The sequence below is a fragment of the Paenibacillus sp. FSL L8-0502 genome, assembly GCF_038593055.1.
In the GTDB taxonomy this organism is placed as follows: domain Bacteria; phylum Bacillota; class Bacilli; order Paenibacillales; family Paenibacillaceae; genus Paenibacillus; species Paenibacillus polymyxa_D.
In genome coordinates this window covers 1,007,579-1,032,886 of sequence record NZ_CP151958.1, presented here as the reverse complement: position 1 = coordinate 1,032,886, position 25,308 = coordinate 1,007,579, and the positions used below count along the sequence as shown (strand labels likewise).

Sequence of the window (25,308 nt, the reverse complement as noted above, 5' to 3'; positions counted from 1 at the left end):
TGTAATACCAATTTATGAGGAAAGAAGTGTGCATGATGAGCCTTTTTTTTACAAACAACACGAGTAACACCATCTATGCTGCCTATGCTTATCCTGATTCCGACTGTCATCCCATGAATTATTCTAAAATGGGCTGGTATCGGCTAGAGCCTGGTGATACGAGAGAAGTATGGAGCGGGTCTGTAGGGGGAACCACATTCTATTATTATGCTGAGAATCACTCCAATAGGTGGCGTGGTACGTACCGCACACGGCTTCCGAGAAGTACTGACCATGATTTTCATTGGTGTTGGAACGATAGCAGTGGATCATCCAGACGAGTGGGGATGCGCCGACTTGCCATTGATTCATCTGTAGACAATTACACTGTTGAGTTCAGCAGAACCAATCAAAGCTTACTGTCAACAAAGAAAACTCGTAGAGCATTACCTTCCAAATCGGAGGACTCCGGCATTAACAGAATTCCGAGAAGACCGGTTCGCTTTAAAAAAGGAACCCCGGTTCCAGTAAAGTCCAAACGATAAGTCAATGATGAACCGTAACCCGCAAGATGGAATTTTTGAAAAAAAGTGACCCCCTTGCGGGTTATTTTTATTTCACTCTGGATACCCAAACGCGAGTTGCAACCACAGTATTATGCCTCGCTGCTCAGCTTAACCAATGATCAAAAAAGTCTCGGTATCCCTGCTTCATCACCTGACTTGAAAACTGTTCCATGGCGTATGCCTGATTTTCTGTAGAAACCCGACGGGGTGAGGCGGCAGCCATATTGACCAGCTCAAACCAGTTTTTCTCATTCCCTGAAAAAGAATGCGTAGAGCTGATATGTCCATAGCAAGGATGCTCTGGCTTAACCACGATTTTACCCATAGCGAGCGCTTCGGTCAGCGGCATGGCGAACGTATCAAATTTGGAGCAGCTCCAGTACACCTTCGCCGTGTTCATCAGCGCAAACACCTCATCTTGCGTCAACGCAAATTGAAGTTTAACATTGTCCGGGATATCATATTTCTTCATACTTTCCTTGTAGCGTTCACCGCCAAATACCATATAGACATCCTTGTCAGGATTATGCCTCGCATACTCCAGTACCAAATCCGGACGTCGGTTCTCCTCATCTCTACCAATCCACATCACCCGGTTCTCTACCACTTGCGAGGGATCAAAATGCTTTTCCACCAGCCGCTCATTAAATCCGATCGGGATGACTGTCACATCGGTTACGCCAAACTTCGAAGCCATCTCCTGCTTGAGAAAGGCAGTCTGTACGATAGCCTTGTCCACGATCTGATAAAAAGGCTTCATCATTTCATAGCCTGTCAGTGCCGGATCAGGAAAACTATGCGGAAAAAGCACGCTGTTTTTAAAAAACATGTTCAAATAGGTAAAGCCAGATACCGTATAAATAACGTGCTCAATCTGCTGCTCATGGAGTTGGTCCAGTACGACGTCATAATTGACCAGGTCGCCTTTTTCGTGTTCATAACCCGGAAGCCAGTCATGACTGCTCACATGGCGCTCCGGTGATACAAATACGATGTTCACCCCCAATTCCAACCCGATTTGCTTCAGACGTTCTGCGAAAATACGCGGACCCTGTGCTTCAGCAAATTGTATTTTTCTCATGACCAAACCAACTTTTTTCATGGATATATTCCCTACCTTCTTTGGCTAACTAAATACAGTCTATGTCTTAAGCTACTATCTACATCGCTGGGCTTGTCCCCAATCCATCATCGCAGCACACTGGTTCAAACAGGCTAACGTTTCGTCCAACTGGGACTCTAATTGCTCTTTTGACCATTTGTCGCCGTTTCTATGCAGGTGCGTTCCAATCCTTTGCAAATCACTTGTGATTAACAACAGCATCCAGAGCGAAAATACCACAGCAAACATGCCATATTCCAGCATAAAAGCCGTTCGATCCACTCTTATCCCCAACAGCTCCAGCTGCTCCACGTAGGTGTCCAGTATACGAATACGCAATTCGGACGTCATGCGTCGGGGAAACAACGGATGGGACATGTCGATCAGGTGATATACATCCCACAGCGGTGTGTTCAGATGAGTATGCTCCCAATCCAGCACCATAAGCCGTTCCCCGCTCAGCGCATAGTTCCCCGGATGAAGATCACCATGAGACAGTACAAGCTGCTGTGAAAAAGATACATGCTCCAGCTGTACATACATACGCTGCATCTGTTGCTTAGATAATCCTAGTGAGCTGCAAAGCTGTAACACATCCGGCTTGCGCGTGTATAGCTCGGACACCATCTCCTGAATGAGTGGCTTTGGTCCCCGCAGCGGTATCCCAGCAAAACGATCCGTCGGCAAAGCATGCCACCATGCAACAAGTCTAACAGCTCGCAATAAAGTTTCGTCTGCGTGTAGATGATGTAACGGACCAAGATCCTCAAAAACAATCCATTCTTCTCCGCCATCCACACCTGCATCAGACCAGGCTAGCAATCGGGGATAGATCGGTGATAACGCAGGAAGCACATGCTCATACACCCATCTCTCCCGCCCCTTCTGATCATCGTTGGTTAGCGGTTTAAATATATAACTTTCAGAGGATGACACGTAAAAACGTTCCACATGCCGGCCATTCGTACCTGTATATAAAACCTCACGATTCCGCACCAGCGTATCATTTAAGGTACCGTCAACATTCACATATTTATGAAAAGGATTCATAGCCACCCAACTTTTTTGTATAAAATGTAATAGCACGATCATATCACAGTCCTCGTTCCGAACGAAGCCCAGATCATTTTGGGGTAACTCGCTGCACCCAAAAAGGGGCTTGCCCAAGCAGATCATACGACCTGTTGGGCAGCCCCTTATCACATCCGTACTCCTATCCTTACTCTCTTCTATACCAATTAATATTGAGTATTGCCGGATTCACTCGTATTACTGGATTTAAAACCTTTGAACAATTGTTTTACATTATGATAACGAGTATTCGTAATTTTAGCTTTGCTGTTAGGACCGTCCGATCTCAGGATCGAGTCCTTTACATTGGAAATATCCGAGTTATCCAAAGTCATATTCACTCTGAATGTAGAGCCCCCAAGTTGGCGAACCAGCTTACCGATATCATCGGCTCTAAAGTTTTTAATGTTAATCGTACCTTCGGCATTAATTTGGAATACTTTATCATATGCGTGGAACGCTCCACCACCCGTAATGTTTACCGTGCCTGGTTCTTTAAGCGTCAAGGCATCTTCACCGACATCCTCCCACGTTACGTTGGAGATTGTGCCGTTGCCATATACATGCACCCCATCCGCAGCAGGGGCAGCGATGATCACATTTTTCAGTGTTGCATTATTTTCAAGCTTGAAAATAGGCTTTTGGGCCTCTTTCTGGCTTCCATCTCCCAAGGTATCGGGATCAGCCACTACAGTCTTGCCTTTACCATCGTAAACTTCTCCAGCTTTAACAAGTATGGTCTTATGAACGACTTCTGGAGCTGCATGTGCAGAATAATTGCCGACAAATAAGGCGACCAACATTCCTGATAAAGCGATACTGATTCCCTTTTTCAATACGTTAGCTGTGTTTGTTTTCATGTCAATTCATCCCTCTCGTAGATATTTTTCATTGTTCCAACTCTTCGTTGACTAGAACGTGTAGACCGTATCACCACCTTCGCACAATGAACCCAATGACCGATACACGTCTATAAAGCATCATTCAACTATTTGCATATGTATACTTGGTTTTTGGTTCAAAGTAATTTCGTTTTATAAAAAATATAAAGAACAAATTGTAAATAGAGCGATTACATTTACAATTTGTATAATTCTATTATAATCCTATTTCCAGTAATTTCAATATATTTTCCGCCAAAATATGTCCTTTTTTTCAATTAAGTACACAAAATTGCCTCTTTTATACTTGTGCAAGTTTGTTTTTCTTCAATTTACGCATTAAACAATACTTAAATACCTTGTTTCGTTTGCCTGCTGTTTATCACTTAATTGGTATTCAGAGTCTCTTTTATCGTATACCTCATTGCTGATGTGCTCTATACTATTGAATGACACGGTTGATGAACGTATAATGTATTTAGTGCTTTGAAGCGTTACATCTCAACATTACTGGTGAGAAAAGAGTGGTTATCGTGCAAAACAATAGTGAGATTCCATTAAAAGAACAAAATATTGTGCTCATCGGCTTTATGGGTGTAGGCAAAACAACGATCGGTTCCCATCTAGCGCGCAAGCTGTATCGCGATTTCGTGGATATTGACCAGGAGATTGAACAAGAATACAACATGCCAACAACAGAGATTTTCAAGACTTATGGAGAGAAGCGTTTCCGTGAGATTGAAAAAGAGCATATTTTGAAGCTGTGCAGCAACACACGCCTTAAAATCATTTCCGTTGGCGGTGGTGCATTTTTACAGGAAGAGGTGAAGCAAGCTTGTTTGGCTTCATCGATTGTTTTCTTCTTGGATTTAAATTGGGATTCCTGGAAAGATCGGCTCAAGATGCTGATTGACACCCGTCCTAATCTACAAAACAAGACTTTAGGGGAAATTGAGGATTTATTCCGTTCCAGACAGGACATCTACGCGGTGAATCACTCCAAGATCGATACAGATCAGTTGGATGCGGAAGAAGTCGCAGACTATATTATTCAAACGCTGAATCTAGGTTGGGAGTTATATGAACCTACTCGGGGATTGAATTAAGAGTTACACCAAAAAGGAGGGCTCCAGCATGCTTATCGCATGGGGGCCCTCCTTTTTGGTTCACTGCGGATATATTACTGACTGGCGAGCATGCCATCCGTCTTTTAAGAATGGCTATGCAGCACCGTCAATATCTCTCTCAGTTCAGTGACAGGAATCTGCCCCGGTGCGGAAGCTTTCTTAGCGGCACCAAAGGTCAAAGCCGAACCAAACAGTTCTCCGGTCAGGCGGCTCACGACACCTTTCCCCGCCATCGACATCGTAATAATCGGCCGATCTGCATGCTCTTCTGACATAGTACGCGTGGCATCCAGCAAAGTGAGCACATCGGCTGTATTGGTCGGCATCACTGCTATCTTAGGCAGATCGCCTCCCAATTCCTGCGCCTTGCATAATCGGGAAACAATCTCCTCCTTCGACGGCGTCTTATGAAAGTCATGATTAGATATAATCACATACACGTTATGCTTATGTGCTGCTTCTACCAGCGTCTTCACATCAGCCTCCTCATTAAAAAGCTCTACATCAATAAGTTCGACTTGCCCCGTTGCGGCTATTGTACGATTCAATTCCACATAACTCGCCGCACTGATTTCCTTTTCTCCGCCTTCCCGAGCGCTACGGAACGTAAATACGAGTGGAATATTGGCTAAAATAGACCGAATTTCATGTAAGGCAGCCTTTACCTTTTCCAGATCCTCCACATGTTCGAAAAAATCGACTCTCCACTCCACGATATCCAGGTCGAGCGTACGTAAATAAGTAGCTTCTTCCTTCAACTGCTCCAACGTTTCTCCCACCATGGGCACACAAATTTTTGGCGCTCCTTCACCAATCAGGACATCTTTCACCTTTACGATTTTAGCCATCTCTTTCTCACTCCCAAATTACAGTTTCAAGTCGAACATGTACAATAATTCATAGTATAACGCATTCTGAATAAGCATGCAGATGATATGATCCAGTCGTCGTTATTTGGGTTCAAGTGCAATTTTAGGCGACAATTTGCGACTTGCTGGAAAAACTAAACTGTACCGAAAATTAACAAACACCGCCAGTACGATCCCTAGCACATTCACAATAATAGCTAGCATAAAAACACTCGATATCTGAGAATGTTTCAACAGAAAGCCTGTAAACACAGGAATGATCGTGTATGAAAGCGAGGTTGCTGTATAAACAAACCCGGTAATCTGTCCTTTTCGTTGACTAAAAAATTCACTCATTACGGTTAATGTCAGCTGAAGTACACCTGATATTGAAAACCCGATAACACTCGCACAAATAATGGACGCAGCCCCTGACTTGAAAAGGAGAAGCGCTCCAAAAGCCAACAGGGAAATACATGGATAAATAAGAATAATGTGAACTGGTTTAACCCATTTTCTTAACACAATGACCAATACAAACACGGAAACCAGCGAACCCATATTGTAATAAACTAATAATCTGAGAGACTCTGATTCGGTCATACCGATAAACTGTTGTCCAAAAGTAGGCAACCATAACTGCACAATATAAAGCAAGGTAGGTCCCGTAAATCCGAGCAAGATAAGGCATAGCCCTTCCTGCCAAAACCGCGGCTTACTCCGGTCATTTGCCTCCAATTTTCCCGCTAGGCTTGATACAGAATTACCGCCACTTTGCCCCTTGGCGGGCTGCACGCGCATGTCTGGGAACTTCATTTTGAACAAGTACATTGCATTCAAAGCAAATATGAGGGCAGGTAAAAAGAAAGAGAACCCGTAGAAAATATCGTGATTCATAAAAAAGATAATCATTAGCGGTAAAAATGCCGCCCCAACGGATATAAAACCTCTCACCAATACTGTAGCCGAACCAGAGGATTGGGGGAAAGCTTCGATCAGCGCTGGATAAGTACCTGAATCAAGAAAAGAATTCGCTACGCCTGCCAGCACAGCCAGTACGATCGCCATCTCAAAGCTGGAACTCAGCGGTATACCGACCAAGAATACAGCCATCAGTAGCCCGGCTGCCACAATAAACGGCTTACGACCATAACGGTCGGAGAGCACCCCGGATATGTACAGGGTAAACAACCTGCCAAATCCCATCGCAGAAACCAAGAGACTGATGCCCGCCTGATCTGTATGCAAATGCTCTGTTAAAAAGGACATGTGCGATGCCAGCATAATATTAAACATGCCGAACAAAAGATAGTTTACATAAAGTCCTGTCGCCACTGGAAAAGAAGTACGTTTCATCATGAATTCACCTGCTTTTGTAAGTAAGTCTTGTAGTATCAAAACGTGAATCATTTCACATTGCTTGTGTCGATGATGAAGTATAGAACACAATTTAAAATTTATCAAGTTTAAATATTGCGAGACTCCGGCTTAGACACGCTGATGCGTTTTCAGATAAAACTCCTTGCCGTAACTTAGGGCAAAGTTCCGAAACTCTACTACTGCCGGGGATAAATATCTATTTTTAATGCTGGCTAGGTAGATAAAACGCTCGTATTCTGGATTAATAATAGGCAATGTTTTGACGTTAAAATAATCTAACGATGAAATGCGGGGCATAACTCCGATCCCGTAATTGATAGACACCAGTCCTGCCATTGCCGTATCTTCTTCAATCTCGCAAATAATCTGTGGCGTAACGCCCGCCTTGGCAAACAAATTCTCAATAATGGGCCGAACCCCACTCTTTTTGTTGAAGAAGATCACCGGGTAATCTGCTGTATCCTTGAGATCAATTTGGTCCAGAGAAGCCAGTGGATGATCAGGCGAAACAATGACCACCAGTTCCTGCTGAGCCAACGGAATAAACTCCACATCCGGTTCATTTTCCACGTGAGAGCAGAACGCCACGTCATAGTGTTCCTGCTTCAGGCCTTGAATAATATCGTTCGTATTCCCTTGGTGAAACGAAAAGGAAATGTCTTTACGGGCATCCAGAGCTGAAAAGGCTTGGATTATTGCTGGAATGAAGTGTGAACCTAGTGTGTAAATGAACGCCAAATCTATATTACCATGACTTGGACTCACTAATTCCCGTAAGTTATGCTCCCCCTTTTCCAATTCATCCATCGCGTGCTCCACATACTTCAGAAAAAATCGTCCGTATTTGTTTAACCGAATATTTCTCCCCTGCTTCTCAAACAGATGAACGCCCAAATCCTTTTCTAATTCTGAAATCGCATGACTTAAACTGGGTTGAGTGATACATAGCCGCATAGCTGCCTGAGTAAAATGCTCCATCTCCGCAAGTACACGAAAATATTGTAAGTGCTTCAGGTTCATAATTATGTAATTCCCTTCTTTAATTCATATTTTAAATTATAGACCCAAACTATGAAAAACGATAAAAATATGCATTGGATTTATAATATCACCCCTTATATAATTAAGACATAGACATTATGTGAATATTTTCACTTGTTTGTGGGCGTACTTTAATACACCTGGACGATGCCTACCTAGGCCATTGATCTAAAATTTATGTTGGGAGTTACACTTATGAAAAATCCTTATATCAGAATGGCAACAGGGCTTTATATCAACTATTTTCTTCTGGGTATGATTAATGTTATTCTCTCGTCGAATATGAGCTTTCTGACCGTGCAATTGAACACGGATAAAGCAGCCATCGGCTATCTGGTGTCAGCGATTGGAATCGGTAAACTGCTCGCTCTCGGAGTAGCCGGAAAAATGTCAGATAAATACGGAAGGAAACCACTGATTGTTATTGCATCATTTGCTTATTTAATCTTCCTAATCGGTATTCCGCTTGCACCTAACTACACCTTGGCATTCGTGTTTGCCATTATCGCAGGGCTCTGCAACTCGATGATGGATGCGGGGACTTATCCCGCACTCATTGAAGGGTTCGGAAAAAAAGCCGGGTCTGCAACCGTCCTAGTCAAAGCATCCATCTCGATCGGTGCCATTGTTATTCCTTTCATGATTGCATTTTTTATTAATCACGATATGTTCTATGGATATTCCTTCTTTATTCCAGCAGGAATTTATCTGCTGAACGGGATTTTCTTGTCAATGACCGCTTTCCCCAACCACAAAGCCGAGGAACAAAAGGCTCCAGCCGAGACTGGTCAATCAACGGATTCGTTCCACAGCGAGCCTAAGTTTTGGCAAGAAGGTTTGTCTCTGATTATTATCGGTTTTACTTCAACTGTATTGTTCATGATCGTGCAGCTATGGCTTCCTACCTTTGGACAAGAGGCTCTTGGCATGGACAAAGCCAGCGCCATTAAGCTGCTTAGCTACTATAGTATAGGTTCATTAGTTTCCGTTATTTTGTTGGCTATGGTACTTGGTAGATTCATTAAGCCCATTACCGTCATGATTGTGTATCCGCTTATTGCCCTGCTTTCTTTGCTGGCTTTAATTGTATGGCACAATCCTGTCGCTACCTTGATCAGTTCATTCTTAATCGGCTTGTCTACCGCAGGCATATTCCAAATTGCCCTTACGGTAATGACGGAATTTTTCCGCAAGAACAAAGGAACTACGACTTCTCTCGTAAACATAGCAGCCAGCCTATCGTTCATCCTGATGCCTTTGGCTACCGGGAGCATGTCCAAAAGTCTGGGAATTACCTCCGTATTCATTCTGGATATTGCGATTGCTGTAGTCAGTATTTTGCTGGCCGTGTTTGTTGCTTATCGATATAAAAAAGTGTTTCATTAAACTACACACGTTACTTGGAGGCTTATATCATGAAAAATGCTGGACGTATTGACGGAAGAACACAATTAATCGGACTGCTAGCTACACCGATCGGACACTCTTTGTCCCCGGCTATGCATAATCTTGCGTTTGAAAAGCTGGGCCTAAATAACGCGTATATGGCCTTTGAAGTAGGCAATGAACAGCTTGAAGAGGTCGTACGGGGGATGCGCGCTCTGAACATACGCGGTTATAACGTGTCCATGCCTAACAAAACAGCTATACTCCAGTATCTTGACGAGCTAGACGACAGCGCTAAATTTACAGGTGCCGTCAACACTGTCGTGAATACGGATGGTAAGCTGAAAGGCTACAGTACAGATGGATCAGGTTATGTTCGTAACTTGCAGGAGAACGGCATTGATCTGAAAGGTAAGAAAATGACACTCGTCGGCTCAGGCGGTGCTGCAACGCCGATTGCTATTGAAGCCGCTCGAGCTGGTCTCGCTGAAATTTCAATTTTCGCTCGTAATGACCAGTTCTTTGCCCGGGCGGAAGAAAATGTCCGTATGATTAATGAAGAGATGAAACATGCCCAAGTCAAGGCGAATATCTATGCATTAGAGAATCAGGAGAAGCTGCGTGAAGAGATTCTTACAAGTCATATTTTCGCTAATGGTACAGGTGTGGGTATGAAACCGCTGGAAGGCAAAAGTGTAATTGAGGATGTGTCCATGCTTCGTTCCGATCTGATTGTAACCGATGTAGTATACAGCCCAGCTAAATCCAAGCTGATGGAACAAGCTGAATCCGTAGGTGCAACCGCCATTAACGGTCTGGGCATGATGCTGTGGCAGGGCGCATTAGCCTTCGAACTGTGGACAGGCCAAGAGATGCCAGTCGCTTATATTAAAGAACAGCTTTTTGCTGATCAACTGTAAGATTTAGAGCTGCTCAACAAGCACATCAAGCCATGAGTTCCTTCTATTATATACGCATATATGTACTTTAAATATGATGCTCGGCGAATGAACACTTCTGCCGGGCATCGTCTTTTTTATGGGTACAGCCCCGTTCTTCCTTCTCTTTTCATTAATCCTTATACGGGTCAAACTCATTGGCCCCAGCCATGCATACCCCGATTGGCTTCAGCACATGCATAACTTCCACGGTCTCGGAATGAGCGTCCAGTACCTCGCGCAGTTTGCGGTAGACGAACGGACTTTCGTCTGTACCTGCTCCGCGCAGCTCGACACCGTAGTTCCGAACAGCCTCCTTCATCTGTACATCCGTGATTTGTCCACCACTCCGTGTGCGGGTTTTCCAATTCATTTTACCGGCTGCCTGGGTACGACTCATAATACGACCTGCGCCATGGACTGTACTATAGTAGGAATCCCGATTTTCTACCGAATCTTTCCCACGCACAATCACCGAGATATCGCCCATGCTTCCTCCAATAAAGCCCATTTGGCCAGGGGCCGAGGGGGTTGCGCCTTTGCGGACTACAATGGTGTCGCGTCCATCATGCTGTTCCTTCCACGCGTAATTATGGTGGTTATGCACCGTAAAATCCGCTTCGGTCCCCATAATACCAAGCACTTGTTCTATCACATAGTCACGTCCCGCATACGCATAGCGTCCGGCAAGGCGCATCGCACGGTAGTACATGTCTCCCAGCTCACTGTTCATATCCAGCAGTACAGGCGGCTGATCCATATGTTCTCCCGGCGCCTTTCCGAGAAACTCCCGTCCTGCAGCCAAATTTAGAAACCCGCTTGCTGTTTTGTGCCCAAAGCCTCGGCTGCCGAAATGATTGGCAATCCAGACCTGTCCTGTCGCTTCCTCCACAAATACATCAACAAAGTGATTACCACTCCCTACTGTACCCAGCTGTTCCCTCGCCAAGGACTTCAGTTTGTCATGTTCTTGTTTCCCAATCGCCGCATATACTGCCCAATCCGGGTCATCGAACAGCTCATGGTCTACCTGAATTGCATTCACACGGCCTACGCCAAACGAAATATGACGTGCAATCTCATCCATCACGGCTGAAATACGTGGCATAATATCTGCGGCAAACAGCTTGGATCTTACCGCCTTATTCCCGCAGCCGATATCATACCCTACACCTGAAGGTGAAATTTGTCCGTCATACACCATCACACCGCCAATCGGCTGACTGTAGCCTTTATGATGATCTGCCATCAGTAGCGCCTGAATCACATTACCATTTTCGGCACATGTGCGGGCTTGAGATAGTGCTCCCGGGTCAGGTGATCCCCATACGCGTACTCCATTGATTTCTTGATAAGCCATCGCTTTATCCCTCCATATTTTGCAAGAAAATTTCTATATGTAAAATTGACTACTTTTGAACTTTGGATCTCTTAATAGCATTATGTACGGTTTACCCGCTTCCGAACAGGGCGTAAGTATTACAAGCACAACATCAGACGTCTCTATAAGAAAGTCCCTATAAGAAAATGAAAAAGGATATCCATGCAGCCGACCAGACTGTAGGATATCCTTTTATGATTATTTAGAAACCATTAATCAATTTTACTGATATTTTTTGATGATTCCGAATTGATCCACAATAAAAGGTTTGGCATCATTTTTGTTTTGATCAATTTCGTACGTTACGGCTGTAAGTTTATTTTCGTCTACGGTGATGCCAACAAAATTCTGTACCTGTCCTCGTACAGGTCTACGATTGTCACTCGGATCCGGGCCATATACTGCCGCATGATTCTCTTCAGCTAGTTCAAAGAGATTATAGTACTTATCTCCAAGTTTTTCACTCGGGTTCTTGTAGTAGACTTTGGGGCCAGCAGTTGCTGGGATGACATAGATACTTCCATCCGGATTCACACTATATTCAATCGTCTTTTCATTTAATCTATCTTTTAATTTGGTTGGCGTTGTTGCTTTACCCTCTTGGTTGATTGGCTTCGTACGAGCGTAAATATGATCGTGCCCCTGCACGACAAAGTCGATATCAAGTTTGTCCATGAGTGGAGCGATTTGGTTACGAACTCCATTGTTATCCATGATGTCAGAATCTGTTGCATGATTAGAGGTAGTGTAGGGACCTTTGTGAATGTTAACAATGATCCACTTTGCACCTGCCCTTTTGGCTGCCGCAGCATCTTTCTTTAACCATTCAACTTGATCTTCAGAAAAATTGGCATATTTCTCTGAGTCCTCATTGGAGTTCAGTACGATAAAGTGAGCATAGCTGTAATCAAAGGAGTAGTACGCTCCTGTTTTAGTAGCAGAACCAGCTGGTTGATTAATATTAAAGTGATCATAAAAAGCGTAGTTCTCATCCTCATGATTACCTGCTGAAGGAACAATGGTTGTATTCAAAAGACTTTTTTGTGAATGTCCCAACAACCAGTCCCACTGCTCTTCTTTGGTACCGGTGTCTACGATATCTCCGTTGTGGACTACAAACTGAGCATTACCTACAGTTTGAAGTGCTTTTTCGAGCGTCTGTGAAGACAATATGGCTTCATCTTCGCTTTTCGCTTGTGTATCAGCTAAATCAATGAAGGTAAATTCGCCGCTCTTAGGAGCCGTTTGAAACGTACCTGTTTCGCTCCATATCCCGCGCGCTGCATCACCCACACGATAATAATAAGCTGTGTCCGCTTGAAGACCTGTAGCTACAGCTTTATGGACAAGCTCTTCTGGAGAATTGGTCGATGGAGAAGAAGTCCCTTCAAATGTAAGAGCACTCGTAAAATCAGCTTCAGAAGCCGTTTTCTTGATTACTTGAACAGTGCTCTTCGTGGAAAGTTTTGAAGTATACCAGGTAAATCCTTTGGAACCTTTTGTGTCTCCATAAAATGTAGCTGTAACTTTACTAATACCATGATCTGTATTCCCTGATGACTCAGCATGGACAGGCAAGGCTGACATGCCCGTAATCAAACCTAGTGCAAGAGCAACAGACATAGATGTTGCTGACCATTTTTGAAACTTCTCAAACATGTGTACACTCCTCTGTGTAGTTAATATGTAAAAGTTATAAATATGATCATATCAATCAAATGTTAATACGTTGTTTTAGGAAATATAGTAATTTGTAAAAACGAGGTGTTAAGTGACCTAGCGATTGAGGAGAAGGATAACTGCTTTACCCTTTTAGGGCTACAAAGCCAAATAAGGCTAACCGTATATTTGCAAAGTTTGCAAAATCGGCAGCCCTTTGTGCATTGCAATTTCGATCATTCCACTGACTAATGTGCAGAAGTATTTTTCAAATCTGCTTCATAACGAAGGCCGAATTGTTGTCTTGCCTCCTCCATCACTTCAGCGACTGTAAGTGAACACTCCAAAGAGTTAATGGAACTGTTGCGTTCACCAATCTTGATCAGATCTATAAATTCCTGAATTTCATAATACATGGGCTCACGCGTCTGAGCTTTGGTCAGATCCTCAATCGTGCCGTCCCGATAATGAATTTTCACCTCATAGGGCTGACTGATTTTGTCGATCACCATCGTTCCATTCTCACCCTGAATTTCAGCAGGCAGATAGGAATCTGTAATTTTGGAATACATGACGATAGCATCCATATCAGGATACTTCATCACGATACTGCCCTCGCCATCGACACCAGAGGATAAAAGCACACCAACCGCCCGAACCTCCTCAGGTTTGCCGAACAAAGTCACCATAGGATACAAACAATACACGCCAAGGTCCATCAGGGAACCATTGGAAAAGGCCGGGTTAAACGCATTCAATACCTTACCTTGCTTAAAAGCATCAAAGCGGGAGGAGTATTGACAGTAGCTTGCAAAATAACGCCGAACCCGGCCTATTTTATACATATGATCCTTTATTATTTTAAAGTTAGGCATAAGTGTGGATTTAACGGCCTCCATCAGCAGAACATCGTTGTTGCGCGCGGCTTCGATCATACTCTTCACCTCTGCTGCATTAGACGCAAAAGGTTTCTCACACAACACGTGCTTTCCGTGATTCATACATAAGATCGCCTGCTCCGCATGTAAGGAATTGGGGCTGGCAATATATACGGCATCGACCTGGTCACTTGCGGCCATTTGCGCCAGGTCTGTAAAAACCTCCGGCTGGCTGTTATATTTGTCAGCAAAAGCTTTGCCCTTATCCTCTGTGCGTGAGTATACCGCCGTCAGGGAAAATTCGTCCGTCTCCATCGCAGCTTGAATAAACCTCTCTGTTATCCAGTTGGTTCCAACAATACCAAAACGCATCACAGTATCCCATCCTTCCCGTGAGTCATTACAATTCATATGTACCTATTCTCGCATTCCAGCCTAAACTTGTCCACTATACCGTTAGTCATATCTCGTGCTTCAACATGTTTATTCGACAAAAAAAGACTGCGGTCTATCAGCTTAATTTATACTGATTGTACCACAGTCCCTGTCAGTTATTTGGGGTTATATCTCTATTTTTTTGATATTACTTTTCCTACTTCTTCCAAAATAGCATCCATGGAAGCAGGGTCATGTACATCATACTCATCAATGTTCAGACGCAGTACAGGACAGGCATCAAATTCGTTGATCCAATTGGAATATCTGCGATGCATTTGCTCCCAATAAGAACGCTCGGTCTGGATCTCCATCTCGCGACCGCGCTCCTCAATCCGACTCAGAATGGAGGGCAAACTGCCTTCCAGATAGATCAGCACATCAGGGTGAGGGAAAAACGGTGTCATCACCATCGCCTCAAACAGGCTAGTATACGTTTCATAATCGGTAGGATTCATCGTTCCCTGATCGGCATGCATTTTCGCAAAAATGCCTGTATCCTCATAAATAGAACGATCCTGCACAAAGCCTCCACCAGACAGGAAAATATTCTTTTGTTCCTTGAAGCGCTCCGCGAGAAAATAAATTTGCAAATGAAAGCTCCATCTTTCGAAATCGTGATAAAATTTCTCCAGATAGGGATTATGATCGACCTGCTCCAAAGAGGTTTTAAAACCAAGGCGTCCGGCCAAAGCACCGGTCAACGTGGATTTACCTACACCCACTGTGCCCGCTACCGTAATCAAGGCATTTGCAGGAATGTTGTAATTATTCACTATATAAGCTCCTTTACATCGGAAACAATTTGTTTAAATTGTGCCTGATTTTCTACAAAATCAATTTCATTCCCGTTCACGGTCAATATACGAGGGGAAGGGGACTGTTCAGCGAGAAACTGCATGCCTTTATCATAATCTATGATCAATTGCTCCAGATAGGCAGGGTCCATCTCCTGTTCAAAAGAGCGTGCACGCTTGCGAATTCTCCCCAGCAAGGTATCCAAATCTGCTTTGATATAAATGATAATGTCCGGCTTAGGCATATCATCTGTGAGCAAATGATAGATTTGACGATATTTTTCGAGCTTCACACCCTTAAGCGTACGTTCAGCAAAAATCAAATTCTTGTAGATATGATAATCAGAAATAACAGGCTGAGCTTTCTCGATATATTGCAGACCAGTATCCTCCAACTGCTTATACCGATTGCAGAGGAAGAACATTTCCAACTGGAAACTCCACTCATCTATATTCTGATAAAATTTATCGAGAAATGGGTTCTCCTCGACAATCTCTTTGATTATCGGCCAATGTAGCTCGGTTGAAAGCATCGAAGCTAACGTCGTTTTGCCTGCTCCGATGGGCCCTTCAACGGCTATAAATGGGGCTTGTTTCATGCGGTTCTGCTCCTCCTTGTACTCCAGTCCATCCTGTGGACAACTATCCTATTGTATCACAAGGTAGTACGCTAAAGGCATGCCAAATCTATGGATAAAACAAAAAAACAGAGCGCTATATTTTGCTTCATAGCGTCTCTGTTTCTCATTTAAACCAACCTTTTTCATTAAAACGTGTAATCGCTTCGATCCGGTTACTGACACCCAACTTATCGAGAATGACTGAAATATAATTGCGCACCGTCCCTGTCGTTAAATACAGTTCACCAGCAATCTCTTTTGTGTTCTTTCCGTCAGCGATGAGCGCCAAGACGGTCTTTTCACGCTCTGTTAGCGGGTTGACTTCGGCATAAGCATCATCGACCAGTTCCGGAGCATAGATACGCCGACCTGCCATAATACTGCGAATGGAGGAAGCCAGCTCTTCACTGGGACTGTCCTTGAGTAGATAACCGTGTGTCCCCGCCTTGATCGCTCGTTCAAAATACCCCGGGCGGGCAAACGTAGTTAAAATCAGCATCTTGCAGTTCAAGCCTTTGAGTTCTTCAGCCGCATCCAATCCGCTCTTTATTGGCATTTCGATGTCCATAATGCATATATCCGGTTGATGCAGCTTCACCAGTTCTATAGCTTCTTCCCCGTTGCTTGCTTTTCCGACTACTTTCATGTCCTCTTCCAAGTCTAGCAGAGAAGCTAGAGCACCCAGCAGCATACGCTGGTCTTCTGCAATGACAATTCGAATCATGGCCCCACCTCCTCGTTCGGCTTTTCAGGGATATTGGGCACTTTAATGACCAAGGTCGTTCCCTGATCTGAACGCAGCTCCATACATCCGTTCACGAATTCGAGCCTTTCCTTCATACCTTGCAGGCCGTTTCCACGAAGGGTTCCATTTTCTCTCGTAATACCGACTCCATTATCCTGAATCCGAAGAGTTAATTCCTTACGAGACGGCTCAATCGTGATGGAGCAAGCGGTAGCTCCACTGTGTTTCACTACATTGGTTACGGCTTCCTTCATACACATGCTAAGAACATTTTCATTCATTAATGATGTATGCTCCAGCTTCGGGTCTCCCTCTAGAGTTAATTCAATGTGAGCAGCCTTTAAAATCTGCCGAATACGTAGCAGCTCATCCTCTAGTCGCATACCGCGCATTTGAGTAACCATTTCCCGTACCTCTTTTAACGCGCTTCTTGCCGTGAGACGAACATCGTTAATTTCGACATGCGCCCGCTCCGGGTACTGATCCATCAGTTTGCCCGCCAAATCGCTCTTCAGCCCAATGAGTGACAACTTCTGACCTAAGGTATCGTGCAGGTCACGCGCAATTCTTTGCCGTTCCTCCAGCTTAATCAATTCCGATATTTTCTTATTGGCATCCTCCAATTGAACTTGGAGCCGATCGCTTTTGTTGCGATTAAAATTCGTAATCGGAAGGAGAATCACACCGATCAGATTAAGCAGGATAAAAGGAATCTGTTTAATAAAAACGGGATTCTGAGAAACAAAACCATAATTGATCAATCCAATCGTAATAACCATTAAAATAATATACAGCGTCGTAAATGCAGCCTTACTTTTAATATTACCGATCAAATAGGCGATAAATATGGAAAAGTACATATAGCTGAACAGCAGTGTCATGGTAATCGATATGGCAATCTGTACACTGGTCCAAAAGTATATGAGCCAGCCTTTTGAGACAAAAGCCAGTACATAACATGCAAAGAATACCAAAATAATAGCAGTACCCAAAATAATATGACCTGTAGATGAAGAGCTAAAGTAGTAAAAGGGCAGGATGTAAAAGACGACCCAAACATAAGGGCTAAGCCCTGTATTTCTTTGGAAGATCTGATACCATTTTTGCATCCTGCCCACCCTCTTCTACTTCACATGACTTATATTCCTTATCTTATCATACCAGGTTTTGTTCAACGTTATTTTCTTTCTGTGCCTACAACAGGTGTAGGCATGGGTTTCGTAACTGCAACACGTTTGCTGAGGAGCGGCTTCACTTGTTTAAAGGTCAAAAAGGTTTTCGTATTTTCATCCCAAAGTCGGAACTTCAACGATTGCAGACTGCTACTCACTGTGATCGTGGTCGCCTTTTGAAGTAACGGTGTCGCTTCATGTGCTTTTTCCAAATTATAATTTGGAACTTTGGGACTCAGGTGATGAACGTGATGAAATCCGATATTGCCCGTAATCCATTGCAATACTTTAGGAAGCTTGTAGTAAGAACTGCCTTCTACGGCTGCATTAATATAACTCCACTCTTCATCGTGCTCGAAATAAGAATCCTCAAATTGGTGTTGTACATAGAATAGCCAGATTCCCAACATACCGGATACAAAAAAGATAGGTGCCTGTACGAGAAGGAAGGCCTGCCATCCAATAGCCCAGCACAACAGTGCATACAATGCAACGATGGATATATTCGTCACATGAGTGTTCATTTTTTCCTTGCGTTTGGCTGTCTTGATATTAAAGCGATAGGAAATCAAAAAAGTATAGATCGGACCTAGTCCGAACATAACCCAAGGATTTCGGTATATGCGATAGGCCAACCGTGTCCATGTGGAAGCCTCTGTGTACTCTTCTACCGTAAGCACCCACATGTCACCTGTGCCTCTTTTATCCAGATTACTGCTGGTTGCATGGTGGATCGCGTGACTATTTTTCCATTGGTGATAAGGGCAGAGCGTAATAATACCTGTAATCGTTCCCACAATGTCGTTCAGCTTGCGGCTTTTGAAGAAGGATTGATGACCACAATCATGAAAAATAATAAACGTCCGTACCACAAACCCCGATGCAACAATGGCAATGGGAAGCGTCAGCCAGTACGAAACCGACAGGCTAAGATAAGCAGCATACCACAATAGGATCAGTGGACCCAAGGTATTGATAAGTTGCAGAACGCTGGATTTCGTGTTTATTTTCTCGTAGGGAGCCATATTTTTTTTCAATTGGGCTAATGGGAGTTGTGTCATACTCATTATGATCCTCCTTAAAGATGACGCCTATACCTTGATCCTGTTAGGCGTACATGTTGATCTAATCTCAGTATAAGGAGAACGCTCTAGGCGCTGTAGTCATAAACGTCAGTTCGTGTATATGACATTTGTCATATAGACAAGTAACATAACCCGTTTTCCAAATGTTCGCGGGTTTCTTTTCTGATGATTGTTTGTTAAAATATAAGGTATAATAACGCTGTATGTGACTGGCGAAGTCAGTGGAATGAACCACGAGGGAGCATACAAAAAAAGCGTACCGTTCGCCTGGGAGAAGTATTTGCAGAGGATTCGTCTGTCTTGACGACCTTGTGCAAATACTTTTTTTCGTTTTACAAGACCATGACACCCTGTTGATTCCATTATGCAATAAATTCAGAGGAGGCTCGGACTATGGCTATTATCATGAAATCCAAAGAAGCAGCTGAGCAAGTATATGCAACGATCCGTTCACAGGTAGAAGAAATGAAGCAGCAAGGACACCGTCCCCATCTGGCAACCCTATTGGTAGAAGGTGATCCGGCATCTGCATACTATGCACGGACCAAGCAAAAAATAGCGGAGAAGCTGGGCATCTCATTTCATCTCCATACGTTTGATCGTCATGTTAGCGAAACCGAGCTACTGCACCTGATCGGCAGTCTGAACGATGCATCCCATGTACATGGCATTATGCTGGAACTGCCGCTTCCCCAACATCTTTCCGCCTCCGTTATTAAACAATCCATTGCCCCCTACAAGGATATTGATGGGATTACACCCGATAACAAGCTGGCTACTGTAACAGGTGACGCCGGACTATATCCCGCAACACCTCAAGCCTGTATCGAGCTGCTCAAGCATTACGGTCACACATTGGCAGGCAAAAATGTCACGCTCGTGGGCATCGGACAGACAGTGGGACTTCCCCTTTTCCACATGTTGCAAAGAGAAAACGCCACCGTTACCGCCTGTCATGCAGGTACGCGTGATATTGCAGAGCATCTGAGCCATGCAGACATTGCCTTCGTGGCAGTCGGATGCCCTGATGTGATTACGCAAGATATGGTTCATCCCGGTCTGATTTTGGTAGATGCGGGAATTAATGAGACGCTAGAGGGAAAAATAGTGGGAGATGCCGCTTTAGACGTGGGGGAAAAAGTACATGCTATTTCTCCGGTTCCCGGCGGTGTTGGCACCTTAACGACTGCGATTTTGTACAAAAATTTGCTTAAAGCGATACATCTGCAACACTACTCCAGAGAGGTGGTTTACTCATGAGTGAACTGTCGTGGAATCATTCCATCGGACATTTTCTGAAAGAGGCTGCAAGTGCAGCTCCTACCCCTGGCGGAGGAAGTGTATCCGCACTGGCTGCGGCACTAGGCGCGGCTATGACCTCCATGACCGCCAACCTTTCACAAGGAGAAAAATACGCGCACATCCATGAACAAATCACGGACGTCATTAGCAGCATGGAAAGATTGTCTACACATTGTGAGGAATTAATGGTCGCAGACATCCAATCCTTTGAACAGTATATGACTGCCCTGCGTTTGCCCAAGGAAACAGACGAAGAAAAGCGCTATCGTACCCATTCCTTACAGACAGCGGTGATCGCTGCCATTGAGGTACCCATGCGCCTGCTGGAAGTATGCCGAGACGGATTGTCGCAAGCCTATAACATTGTGGAAGTGTCCAATAAAAATGTGATTTCGGATCTTGGCATCGGCGCGATCCTGTTCGAAGCCGCCGCTCAATCTGCCCTGCTTACCGTCGACATTAACCTTGCTTCGCTGAAAGATTTGGATGTCAAACAATCCTACGAAGCTAAAACAGCCGCACTCCTCCGTGAAATCGGACAAATCAAAGAACAAACCTTATTGATGGTGCGCAGCCGAATAACGGGCTGACCATTGGAAGAACCCGTCCCAAGTCATATTCTGCTTCCATGCTCAAAAAATAGCCTCTCAAACCCGCCTCTGCTCGTGGGTTTGGAGGCTATTTTATTGGAATCCAACGATTTGTGGAAAACTTTTCTATATATTCTTCGTCTATTGATAAGGAGATATTCCCCAAGTCGTTATTTAACCTTATATACATTGATGAAGAAATGAGGAAAAACGCATGAAAAGACGTACTCTGTTAATCAGTATGATCACGCTGTTATTGTTCAGCTCCAGTGCATGGGCGGCCGGTGATGAATCGGCGTCCCGTATTCGTTCATATGATTCCGGGAGTCTGATTCAATCCGATGGAAGCTTGTGGTTATGGGGCTATAATCAATCCGTACCGACTCGTGTAGAGGATAAGCCAAACGTTGTAAGAACATTTTCGAATATAATCCAGGAAGGCGATCTGATATTTACCTTACAAGATCATTCCGCCTGGTATGTGCCAAGAAACAACATTTCTGAATCCGTGAAATTCATTTCTCTGGAAGGACTACCAAACATCATAAACGTGCGTATTATGAATGATCATGTGCTCGCCCTAAACGCCGAAGGAACCGTATTATCCGCTGATCGAATCGAAAATGGTGGCAACTTTGCTCCTTTTCAAACCCTATCCGGCATCGAAAATGTTACAGAATTGGATAGTTACTATGAAAAAAGACCGCAATATGAGGAACGCTGGATCTTCTTGAAGAAGGACGGAAGTGTATGGAAAAATACAAGGTCCTTGCAGGGCTTCGAGCTTGTTCCATCATTAAAGGATATTACTGCTATCTCCAAAAACATAGCCTTAAAGAAAGACGGTACTGTATGGACATGGCCCAAAGAATTTGATAAAAATGTAACTCCGTCCGAAACTTTATCCGTATCGCAGATTCAAGCCTTATCGGACATCAAAATAATTAAGACCAATGGAAGTTCCAATCTCGCGATTGATCGACAAGGACGGTTATGGTTCTGGGGTGAAACGGTCACAGGTTACTCAGATAATACAACCTATCACAATGAAAATACCCCTGTGCTATTATCAGGAGTAAAAGATGTTAAAGACGCCTTTTTCGCCGAACGCTCCATACTCGCCCTCACCACAGCTGGGAATGTATATGTTGCGTCTCTAGATGGTGAAAAGTTACCATCCAACGCCCCCTTTACATTGCTTGCTAAAAATATTCAAAGTATCAAAGCAGGTCCACGGCACGTAATCATGCAAAAAGCAGATGGGGCCTTATGGGGCTGGGGTGTCAACAAACACGCGCAGCTAGGTATAGGAGACTATGAGTTTCTGTATAGTTCACCAGTTCCTGTACAAAAACCGATTCTTGTCCGTCTCAATGGTTCGCCTGTCTCTCTGAGTAATGGTGTCATTACCCGCAACGGGCAAGCGTTTATTCCCCTTCGTTCTGTTTTTGATAAACTGGGGGCCGAGATCGCTTATGATTTCAACAGCAAAATAGCAAAAATAGATCAGTCCAAGGCAGAAGATCACCCTGTCTTTCTAGAAATAAATTTCAAAACCAGCCAAGCAAAAGTGAACGGTAAGGCTGTAAAGCTTACCAATCCGCCCTTCATGGTGAATGGTATTGGTTATCTTCCATTAAGGCTGATCAGCGAAACGCTGGGGGCCAAGGTAGATTGGATACAAAAAGAAGATACTATTGAAATTACGACAAAATAGTAAATCAAAAACCAGTCCAAACATGATTCATGTTGGACTGGTTTTTAATGCTATATACTGTGTATAATATGCGATCTCTTATCTATTTCAACAATTCGTCACAACGCAGAATCTCACACCTATTGTTTAGCTTTATTCTCTTTTTCTCTTTCGATCAGCATATCTACGATCATATCAATCTGTCCTGTAATAGCGATTGGATCATAGCGATAATACGTATCAAAATCGTTAAAGAACACTCTATTGTTCTTCACCGCAGGAAGATTCCCCCATACAGCGGACGACTTCAGTTGCTTGAGCGCGTCACCCTTTTTCTCCGGGTCATACGTAGTCAGGAACATATAATCTGCGTCATACTGCGGCAATACCTCCATCGAAAGCTGTACCGTTTGTTCCTTGGAGTTCACTGTTTTCTTTGGCATGTTCAGTTTGAGCGCATTGTATACGGCTTGTCCGCCGCGACCCGCATTGTCGCCAAAGATCCAAAGTGCGTGCTTGTCCGTCAGCTCATACAGACCGAAAGTTGCCTTTTCGTCAATCACACCTTTAAGACGTGCGCGACCTTCAGCGGCCTTTTTATCAAATGCAGCAATAAATTGCTCAGCCTTCTCCTTTTCCCCGGTGATATCGCCGAACAGCTTGACCGTATCATAAATATTAGTCGTCGTGCCGTACGGAATGTACAGGGTAGGTGCAATTTTAGACAAAGCCTCATAATTCGTATCCTTCATAACCACGATCAGATCGGGTTTGAGTTCCAGCGTCTTTTCCAAATTGGTCGGATCACCCACCTCTTTGGTTCCTTTTTCCTTCAGCAAATCGGTCAGAAAAGGATTTTGAAACGCAGTCGGCTCCACACCCACCACGTTAGCACCCACGGACAGCAGTTCTCCGCCGTAAAAATCCGTTACAATACGCTGTGGCTTAGCAGGAATTTGAATATCCCCTTTAACCGTATTAAAGCTTCTAGTCTCTCCAGTAGTAGCTGACTCTTGCTTATCTCCTGAAGATGAAGCCGGATTACTCCCATTATTATTTCCGCTGCAAGCGCTGATGAATACAGACAATACAAGTAACATAGCTGTCATCATAAAATACGATTTTCTTCTCAACTGATTAGCCCCCTATATATTGTGGAGATGATCTCCCTGATACACATGATAATGATTATCAATATCGTAAGAAATATATCAAGCGTCGTCCTTGCTGTCAACTGAAAAACGAACTTTGTACATTCCTCCTTAATAAATCAAAAGACCTGCCAAAATGATGGTCAGGTCTTTTTCGTGGAGCCGTATTCAAAAGCCTACACATTGGGGCTAGGTTGCTGAAGGCTGCTTTCTGGTGATCGCTGTTTTGTTTTATATTCTTCTCCCCAATCTTTCATCAAGTTAATAATCGGGATGAGCGTTTTTCCGAATTCGGTGAGAGAGTATTCAACCTTAGGCGGAACCTGCTGGTATACTTCACGGTGAACGACACCATCCTCTTCCAGCTCGCGCAATTGGAGTGTCAGCATACGCTGGGTGATCCCCGGACAGATCCGCCGAAAATCACTAAATCGCTTAGTCCCATACATAAGATGATACAAAATAATCCCTTTCCATTTGCCCCCAATCACGTCCAGCGTGAACTCAACTGGACACGCCTGATCATTTCCAGCGGTACATTCCCCAAAGCCGCCTTTCCGATTACGCATAGGCTTTTCTCCTCCTTAGTATCATTTTATATACTACAGCACATTAATGTGCGTACTTCAAAAACGGTCATGTATATTCTAATATTAAGCATGTCACTTGGTAAGCGTCAATTTTAATCAACATCCATAAGGAGTGGAATAACGATGGAAACCTTAGCTACTACTAAAGATCAAATCTTATCCGCATACGAGTTCAGACATGCAACGAAGGAATTTGATAGTCATAAGAAAATTAGCGATTCCGATTTTGATTTTATTCTTGAAACCGGTCGTTTATCTCCAAGCTCGTTTGGCTTTGAACCCTGGAAATTTGTTGTCGTTCAGAGTAAAGCTATGCGTGAGAAGCTACTGCCTTACTCTTGGGGGGCCCAAAAACAACTGCCAACAGCCAGCCATTTTGTACTCATCCTCTCTAGACTTCCTGAAGATATGATAGCCTCCTCCGATTATATCAAGAGTATGATGGAGAACGTGCAGCAATTACCTGCTGAAGTGATGGAAGGCAAAGAGAAAGTATATGACGCCTTCCTAAAATCAGATTTTGGGCTGGAGGAAAACAAAAGAGCCTTGTTCGAGTGGGGCTGCCGGCAAACCTACATCGCACTGGGCAATATGATGACTGCCGCAGCTCAAATCGGCATTGATTCCTGCCCTATCGAAGGTTTTAATAAACAGGAAATCGAACGCATCCTCTCTGAAGAAGGCATTATGGATGCCAAGCATTTCGGTATTTCTTGTATGGTGGCATTTGGCTACCGTCTCAACGAGCCGCGTGGCAAAACTCGGCGACCTGTAGATCAGGTTATTGAGTGGGTGTAAAACCTTTTCTCTAAAACAAGGGGGTGTCCCCACAGCCATTTCGATGGCTGTGGGGACACCCCCTTTTCATAAAACCTCAGCTCTTAATTT

General features: G+C 43.9%; 24 protein-coding genes and 1 riboswitch. Of the genes, 8 read left to right on the top strand and 16 right to left on the bottom strand.

The annotated features are described in order from the left end of the window. The first annotated feature begins 32 nt into the window (after window positions 1-32). Window positions 33-524, top strand: coding sequence for a DUF1036 domain-containing protein (locus NSQ57_RS04630; protein ID WP_165149987.1), 492 nt, complete (start codon window positions 33-35; stop codon window positions 522-524). Window positions 525-648: 124 nt separating this feature from the next. Here the strand turns inward: NSQ57_RS04630 and NSQ57_RS04625 are convergent, their stop codons facing one another. The 3 genes from NSQ57_RS04625 to NSQ57_RS04615 form a co-directional block, all read right to left on the bottom strand. After that, complete coding sequence (locus NSQ57_RS04625) at window positions 649-1,647, bottom strand: glycosyltransferase (protein WP_069012910.1); 999 nt, start codon at window positions 1,645-1,647, stop codon at window positions 649-651. Window positions 1,648-1,701: 54 nt separating this feature from the next. Continuing rightward, window positions 1,702-2,739 carry an aminoglycoside phosphotransferase family protein gene (locus NSQ57_RS04620; RefSeq protein ID WP_342426114.1) on the bottom strand — a complete coding sequence of 346 codons (1,038 nt, stop codon included), beginning with the start codon at window positions 2,737-2,739 and terminating at the stop codon, window positions 1,702-1,704. Window positions 2,740-2,885: 146 nt separating this feature from the next. Then, complete coding sequence (locus NSQ57_RS04615) at window positions 2,886-3,578, bottom strand: pectate lyase (RefSeq protein WP_029517613.1); 693 nt, start codon at window positions 3,576-3,578, stop codon at window positions 2,886-2,888. Between the two features lie 554 nt (window positions 3,579-4,132). On the opposite strand from NSQ57_RS04615, the gene NSQ57_RS04610 reads away from it, so the two are divergent. Beyond that, complete coding sequence (locus NSQ57_RS04610; protein ID WP_029517614.1) at window positions 4,133-4,705, top strand: shikimate kinase; 573 nt, start codon at window positions 4,133-4,135, stop codon at window positions 4,703-4,705. Window positions 4,706-4,809: 104 nt separating this feature from the next. On the opposite strand, the gene aroD is transcribed toward NSQ57_RS04610, so the two are convergent. The 3 genes from aroD to NSQ57_RS04595 form a co-directional block, all read right to left on the bottom strand. Next, the gene (gene aroD / locus NSQ57_RS04605; RefSeq protein WP_342425686.1) at window positions 4,810-5,574 is read right to left on the bottom strand and encodes a type I 3-dehydroquinate dehydratase; all 765 of its coding nucleotides are present in this window, start codon (window positions 5,572-5,574) and stop codon (window positions 4,810-4,812) included. Window positions 5,575-5,676: 102 nt separating this feature from the next. After that, window positions 5,677-6,933: an MFS transporter gene (locus tag NSQ57_RS04600; RefSeq protein WP_165149983.1), complete on the bottom strand. Its 1,257-nt coding sequence runs from the start codon at window positions 6,931-6,933 to the stop codon at window positions 5,677-5,679. 129 nt (window positions 6,934-7,062) lie between these two features. Beyond that, complete coding sequence (locus tag NSQ57_RS04595; RefSeq protein WP_069012907.1) at window positions 7,063-7,974, bottom strand: LysR family transcriptional regulator; 912 nt, start codon at window positions 7,972-7,974, stop codon at window positions 7,063-7,065. Between the two features lie 216 nt (window positions 7,975-8,190). Between NSQ57_RS04595 and NSQ57_RS04590 the strand changes: the two genes are divergently transcribed. Together NSQ57_RS04590 and NSQ57_RS04585 are read left to right on the top strand one after the other, a co-directional pair. After that, on the top strand, window positions 8,191-9,381 hold the full coding sequence (locus NSQ57_RS04590; protein ID WP_029517617.1) for an MFS transporter: 1,191 nt from the start codon (window positions 8,191-8,193) through the stop codon (window positions 9,379-9,381). Window positions 9,382-9,410: 29 nt separating this feature from the next. Beyond that, window positions 9,411-10,301: a shikimate dehydrogenase gene (locus tag NSQ57_RS04585; RefSeq protein WP_029517618.1), complete on the top strand. Its 891-nt coding sequence runs from the start codon at window positions 9,411-9,413 to the stop codon at window positions 10,299-10,301. A gap of 151 nt (window positions 10,302-10,452) precedes the next feature. Here the strand turns inward: NSQ57_RS04585 and NSQ57_RS04580 are convergent, their stop codons facing one another. From NSQ57_RS04580 to NSQ57_RS04545, 8 genes are all read right to left on the bottom strand, one after another. Then, window positions 10,453-11,679, bottom strand: a complete 1,227-nt coding sequence (locus NSQ57_RS04580) for an RtcB family protein (protein ID WP_165149979.1) — start codon at window positions 11,677-11,679, stop codon at window positions 10,453-10,455. A gap of 243 nt (window positions 11,680-11,922) precedes the next feature. After that, window positions 11,923-13,359, bottom strand: coding sequence for a metallophosphoesterase family protein (locus NSQ57_RS04575; protein ID WP_342425685.1), 1,437 nt, complete (start codon window positions 13,357-13,359; stop codon window positions 11,923-11,925). Between the two features lie 248 nt (window positions 13,360-13,607). Further along, on the bottom strand, window positions 13,608-14,609 hold the full coding sequence (locus tag NSQ57_RS04570) for a Gfo/Idh/MocA family oxidoreductase (protein ID WP_029517621.1): 1,002 nt from the start codon (window positions 14,607-14,609) through the stop codon (window positions 13,608-13,610). Window positions 14,610-14,806: 197 nt separating this feature from the next. After that, complete coding sequence (locus tag NSQ57_RS04565; RefSeq protein ID WP_013308920.1) at window positions 14,807-15,448, bottom strand: deoxynucleoside kinase; 642 nt, start codon at window positions 15,446-15,448, stop codon at window positions 14,807-14,809. Further along, the gene (locus NSQ57_RS04560; protein WP_029517622.1) at window positions 15,448-16,068 is read right to left on the bottom strand and encodes a deoxynucleoside kinase; all 621 of its coding nucleotides are present in this window, start codon (window positions 16,066-16,068) and stop codon (window positions 15,448-15,450) included. The genes NSQ57_RS04565 and NSQ57_RS04560 overlap by 1 nt, the downstream gene beginning before the upstream one ends. Window positions 16,069-16,213: 145 nt before the next feature. Continuing rightward, on the bottom strand, window positions 16,214-16,813 hold the full coding sequence (locus NSQ57_RS04555; protein WP_029517623.1) for a response regulator transcription factor: 600 nt from the start codon (window positions 16,811-16,813) through the stop codon (window positions 16,214-16,216). Then, window positions 16,810-17,943, bottom strand: coding sequence for a sensor histidine kinase (locus tag NSQ57_RS04550; protein ID WP_029517624.1), 1,134 nt, complete (start codon window positions 17,941-17,943; stop codon window positions 16,810-16,812). Before NSQ57_RS04550 ends, NSQ57_RS04555 begins: the two co-directional genes overlap by 4 nt. 68 nt (window positions 17,944-18,011) lie before the next feature. Further along, complete coding sequence (locus NSQ57_RS04545) at window positions 18,012-19,073, bottom strand: fatty acid desaturase (RefSeq protein WP_029517625.1); 1,062 nt, start codon at window positions 19,071-19,073, stop codon at window positions 18,012-18,014. Window positions 19,074-19,286: 213 nt separating this feature from the next. Beyond that, window positions 19,287-19,371, top strand: a riboswitch (ZMP/ZTP riboswitch). A gap of 113 nt (window positions 19,372-19,484) precedes the next feature. Between NSQ57_RS04545 and NSQ57_RS04540 the strand changes: the two genes are divergently transcribed. The 3 genes from NSQ57_RS04540 to NSQ57_RS04530 all read left to right on the top strand — a co-directional run bounded on the left by NSQ57_RS04540 (window position 19,485) and on the right by NSQ57_RS04530 (window position 22,700). Further along, window positions 19,485-20,351, top strand: coding sequence for a bifunctional 5,10-methylenetetrahydrofolate dehydrogenase/5,10-methenyltetrahydrofolate cyclohydrolase (locus NSQ57_RS04540; protein ID WP_029517626.1), 867 nt, complete (start codon window positions 19,485-19,487; stop codon window positions 20,349-20,351). Beyond that, entirely contained in the window at window positions 20,348-20,983 is a 636-nt protein-coding gene (locus NSQ57_RS04535) for a cyclodeaminase/cyclohydrolase family protein (protein WP_069012904.1), read from the top strand. The genes NSQ57_RS04540 and NSQ57_RS04535 overlap by 4 nt, the downstream gene beginning before the upstream one ends. Window positions 20,984-21,197: 214 nt before the next feature. Further along, window positions 21,198-22,700 carry a stalk domain-containing protein gene (locus NSQ57_RS04530; RefSeq protein WP_341071690.1) on the top strand — a complete coding sequence of 501 codons (1,503 nt, stop codon included), beginning with the start codon at window positions 21,198-21,200 and terminating at the stop codon, window positions 22,698-22,700. Between the two features lie 119 nt (window positions 22,701-22,819). On the opposite strand, the gene NSQ57_RS04525 is transcribed toward NSQ57_RS04530, so the two are convergent. Together NSQ57_RS04525 and NSQ57_RS04520 are read right to left on the bottom strand one after the other, a co-directional pair. Continuing rightward, window positions 22,820-23,812 (bottom strand): iron-hydroxamate ABC transporter substrate-binding protein, encoded by a 993-nt coding sequence (locus NSQ57_RS04525; protein WP_318628234.1) that lies wholly within the window; start codon window positions 23,810-23,812, stop codon window positions 22,820-22,822. Between the two features lie 194 nt (window positions 23,813-24,006). Beyond that, window positions 24,007-24,399: a helix-turn-helix domain-containing protein gene (locus NSQ57_RS04520; protein ID WP_068938572.1), complete on the bottom strand. Its 393-nt coding sequence runs from the start codon at window positions 24,397-24,399 to the stop codon at window positions 24,007-24,009. Between the two features lie 144 nt (window positions 24,400-24,543). Between NSQ57_RS04520 and NSQ57_RS04515 the strand changes: the two genes are divergently transcribed. Further along, the gene (locus NSQ57_RS04515) at window positions 24,544-25,218 is read left to right on the top strand and encodes an NAD(P)H-dependent oxidoreductase (RefSeq protein WP_342425684.1); all 675 of its coding nucleotides are present in this window, start codon (window positions 24,544-24,546) and stop codon (window positions 25,216-25,218) included. Window positions 25,219-25,308: the final 90 nt, after the last annotated feature.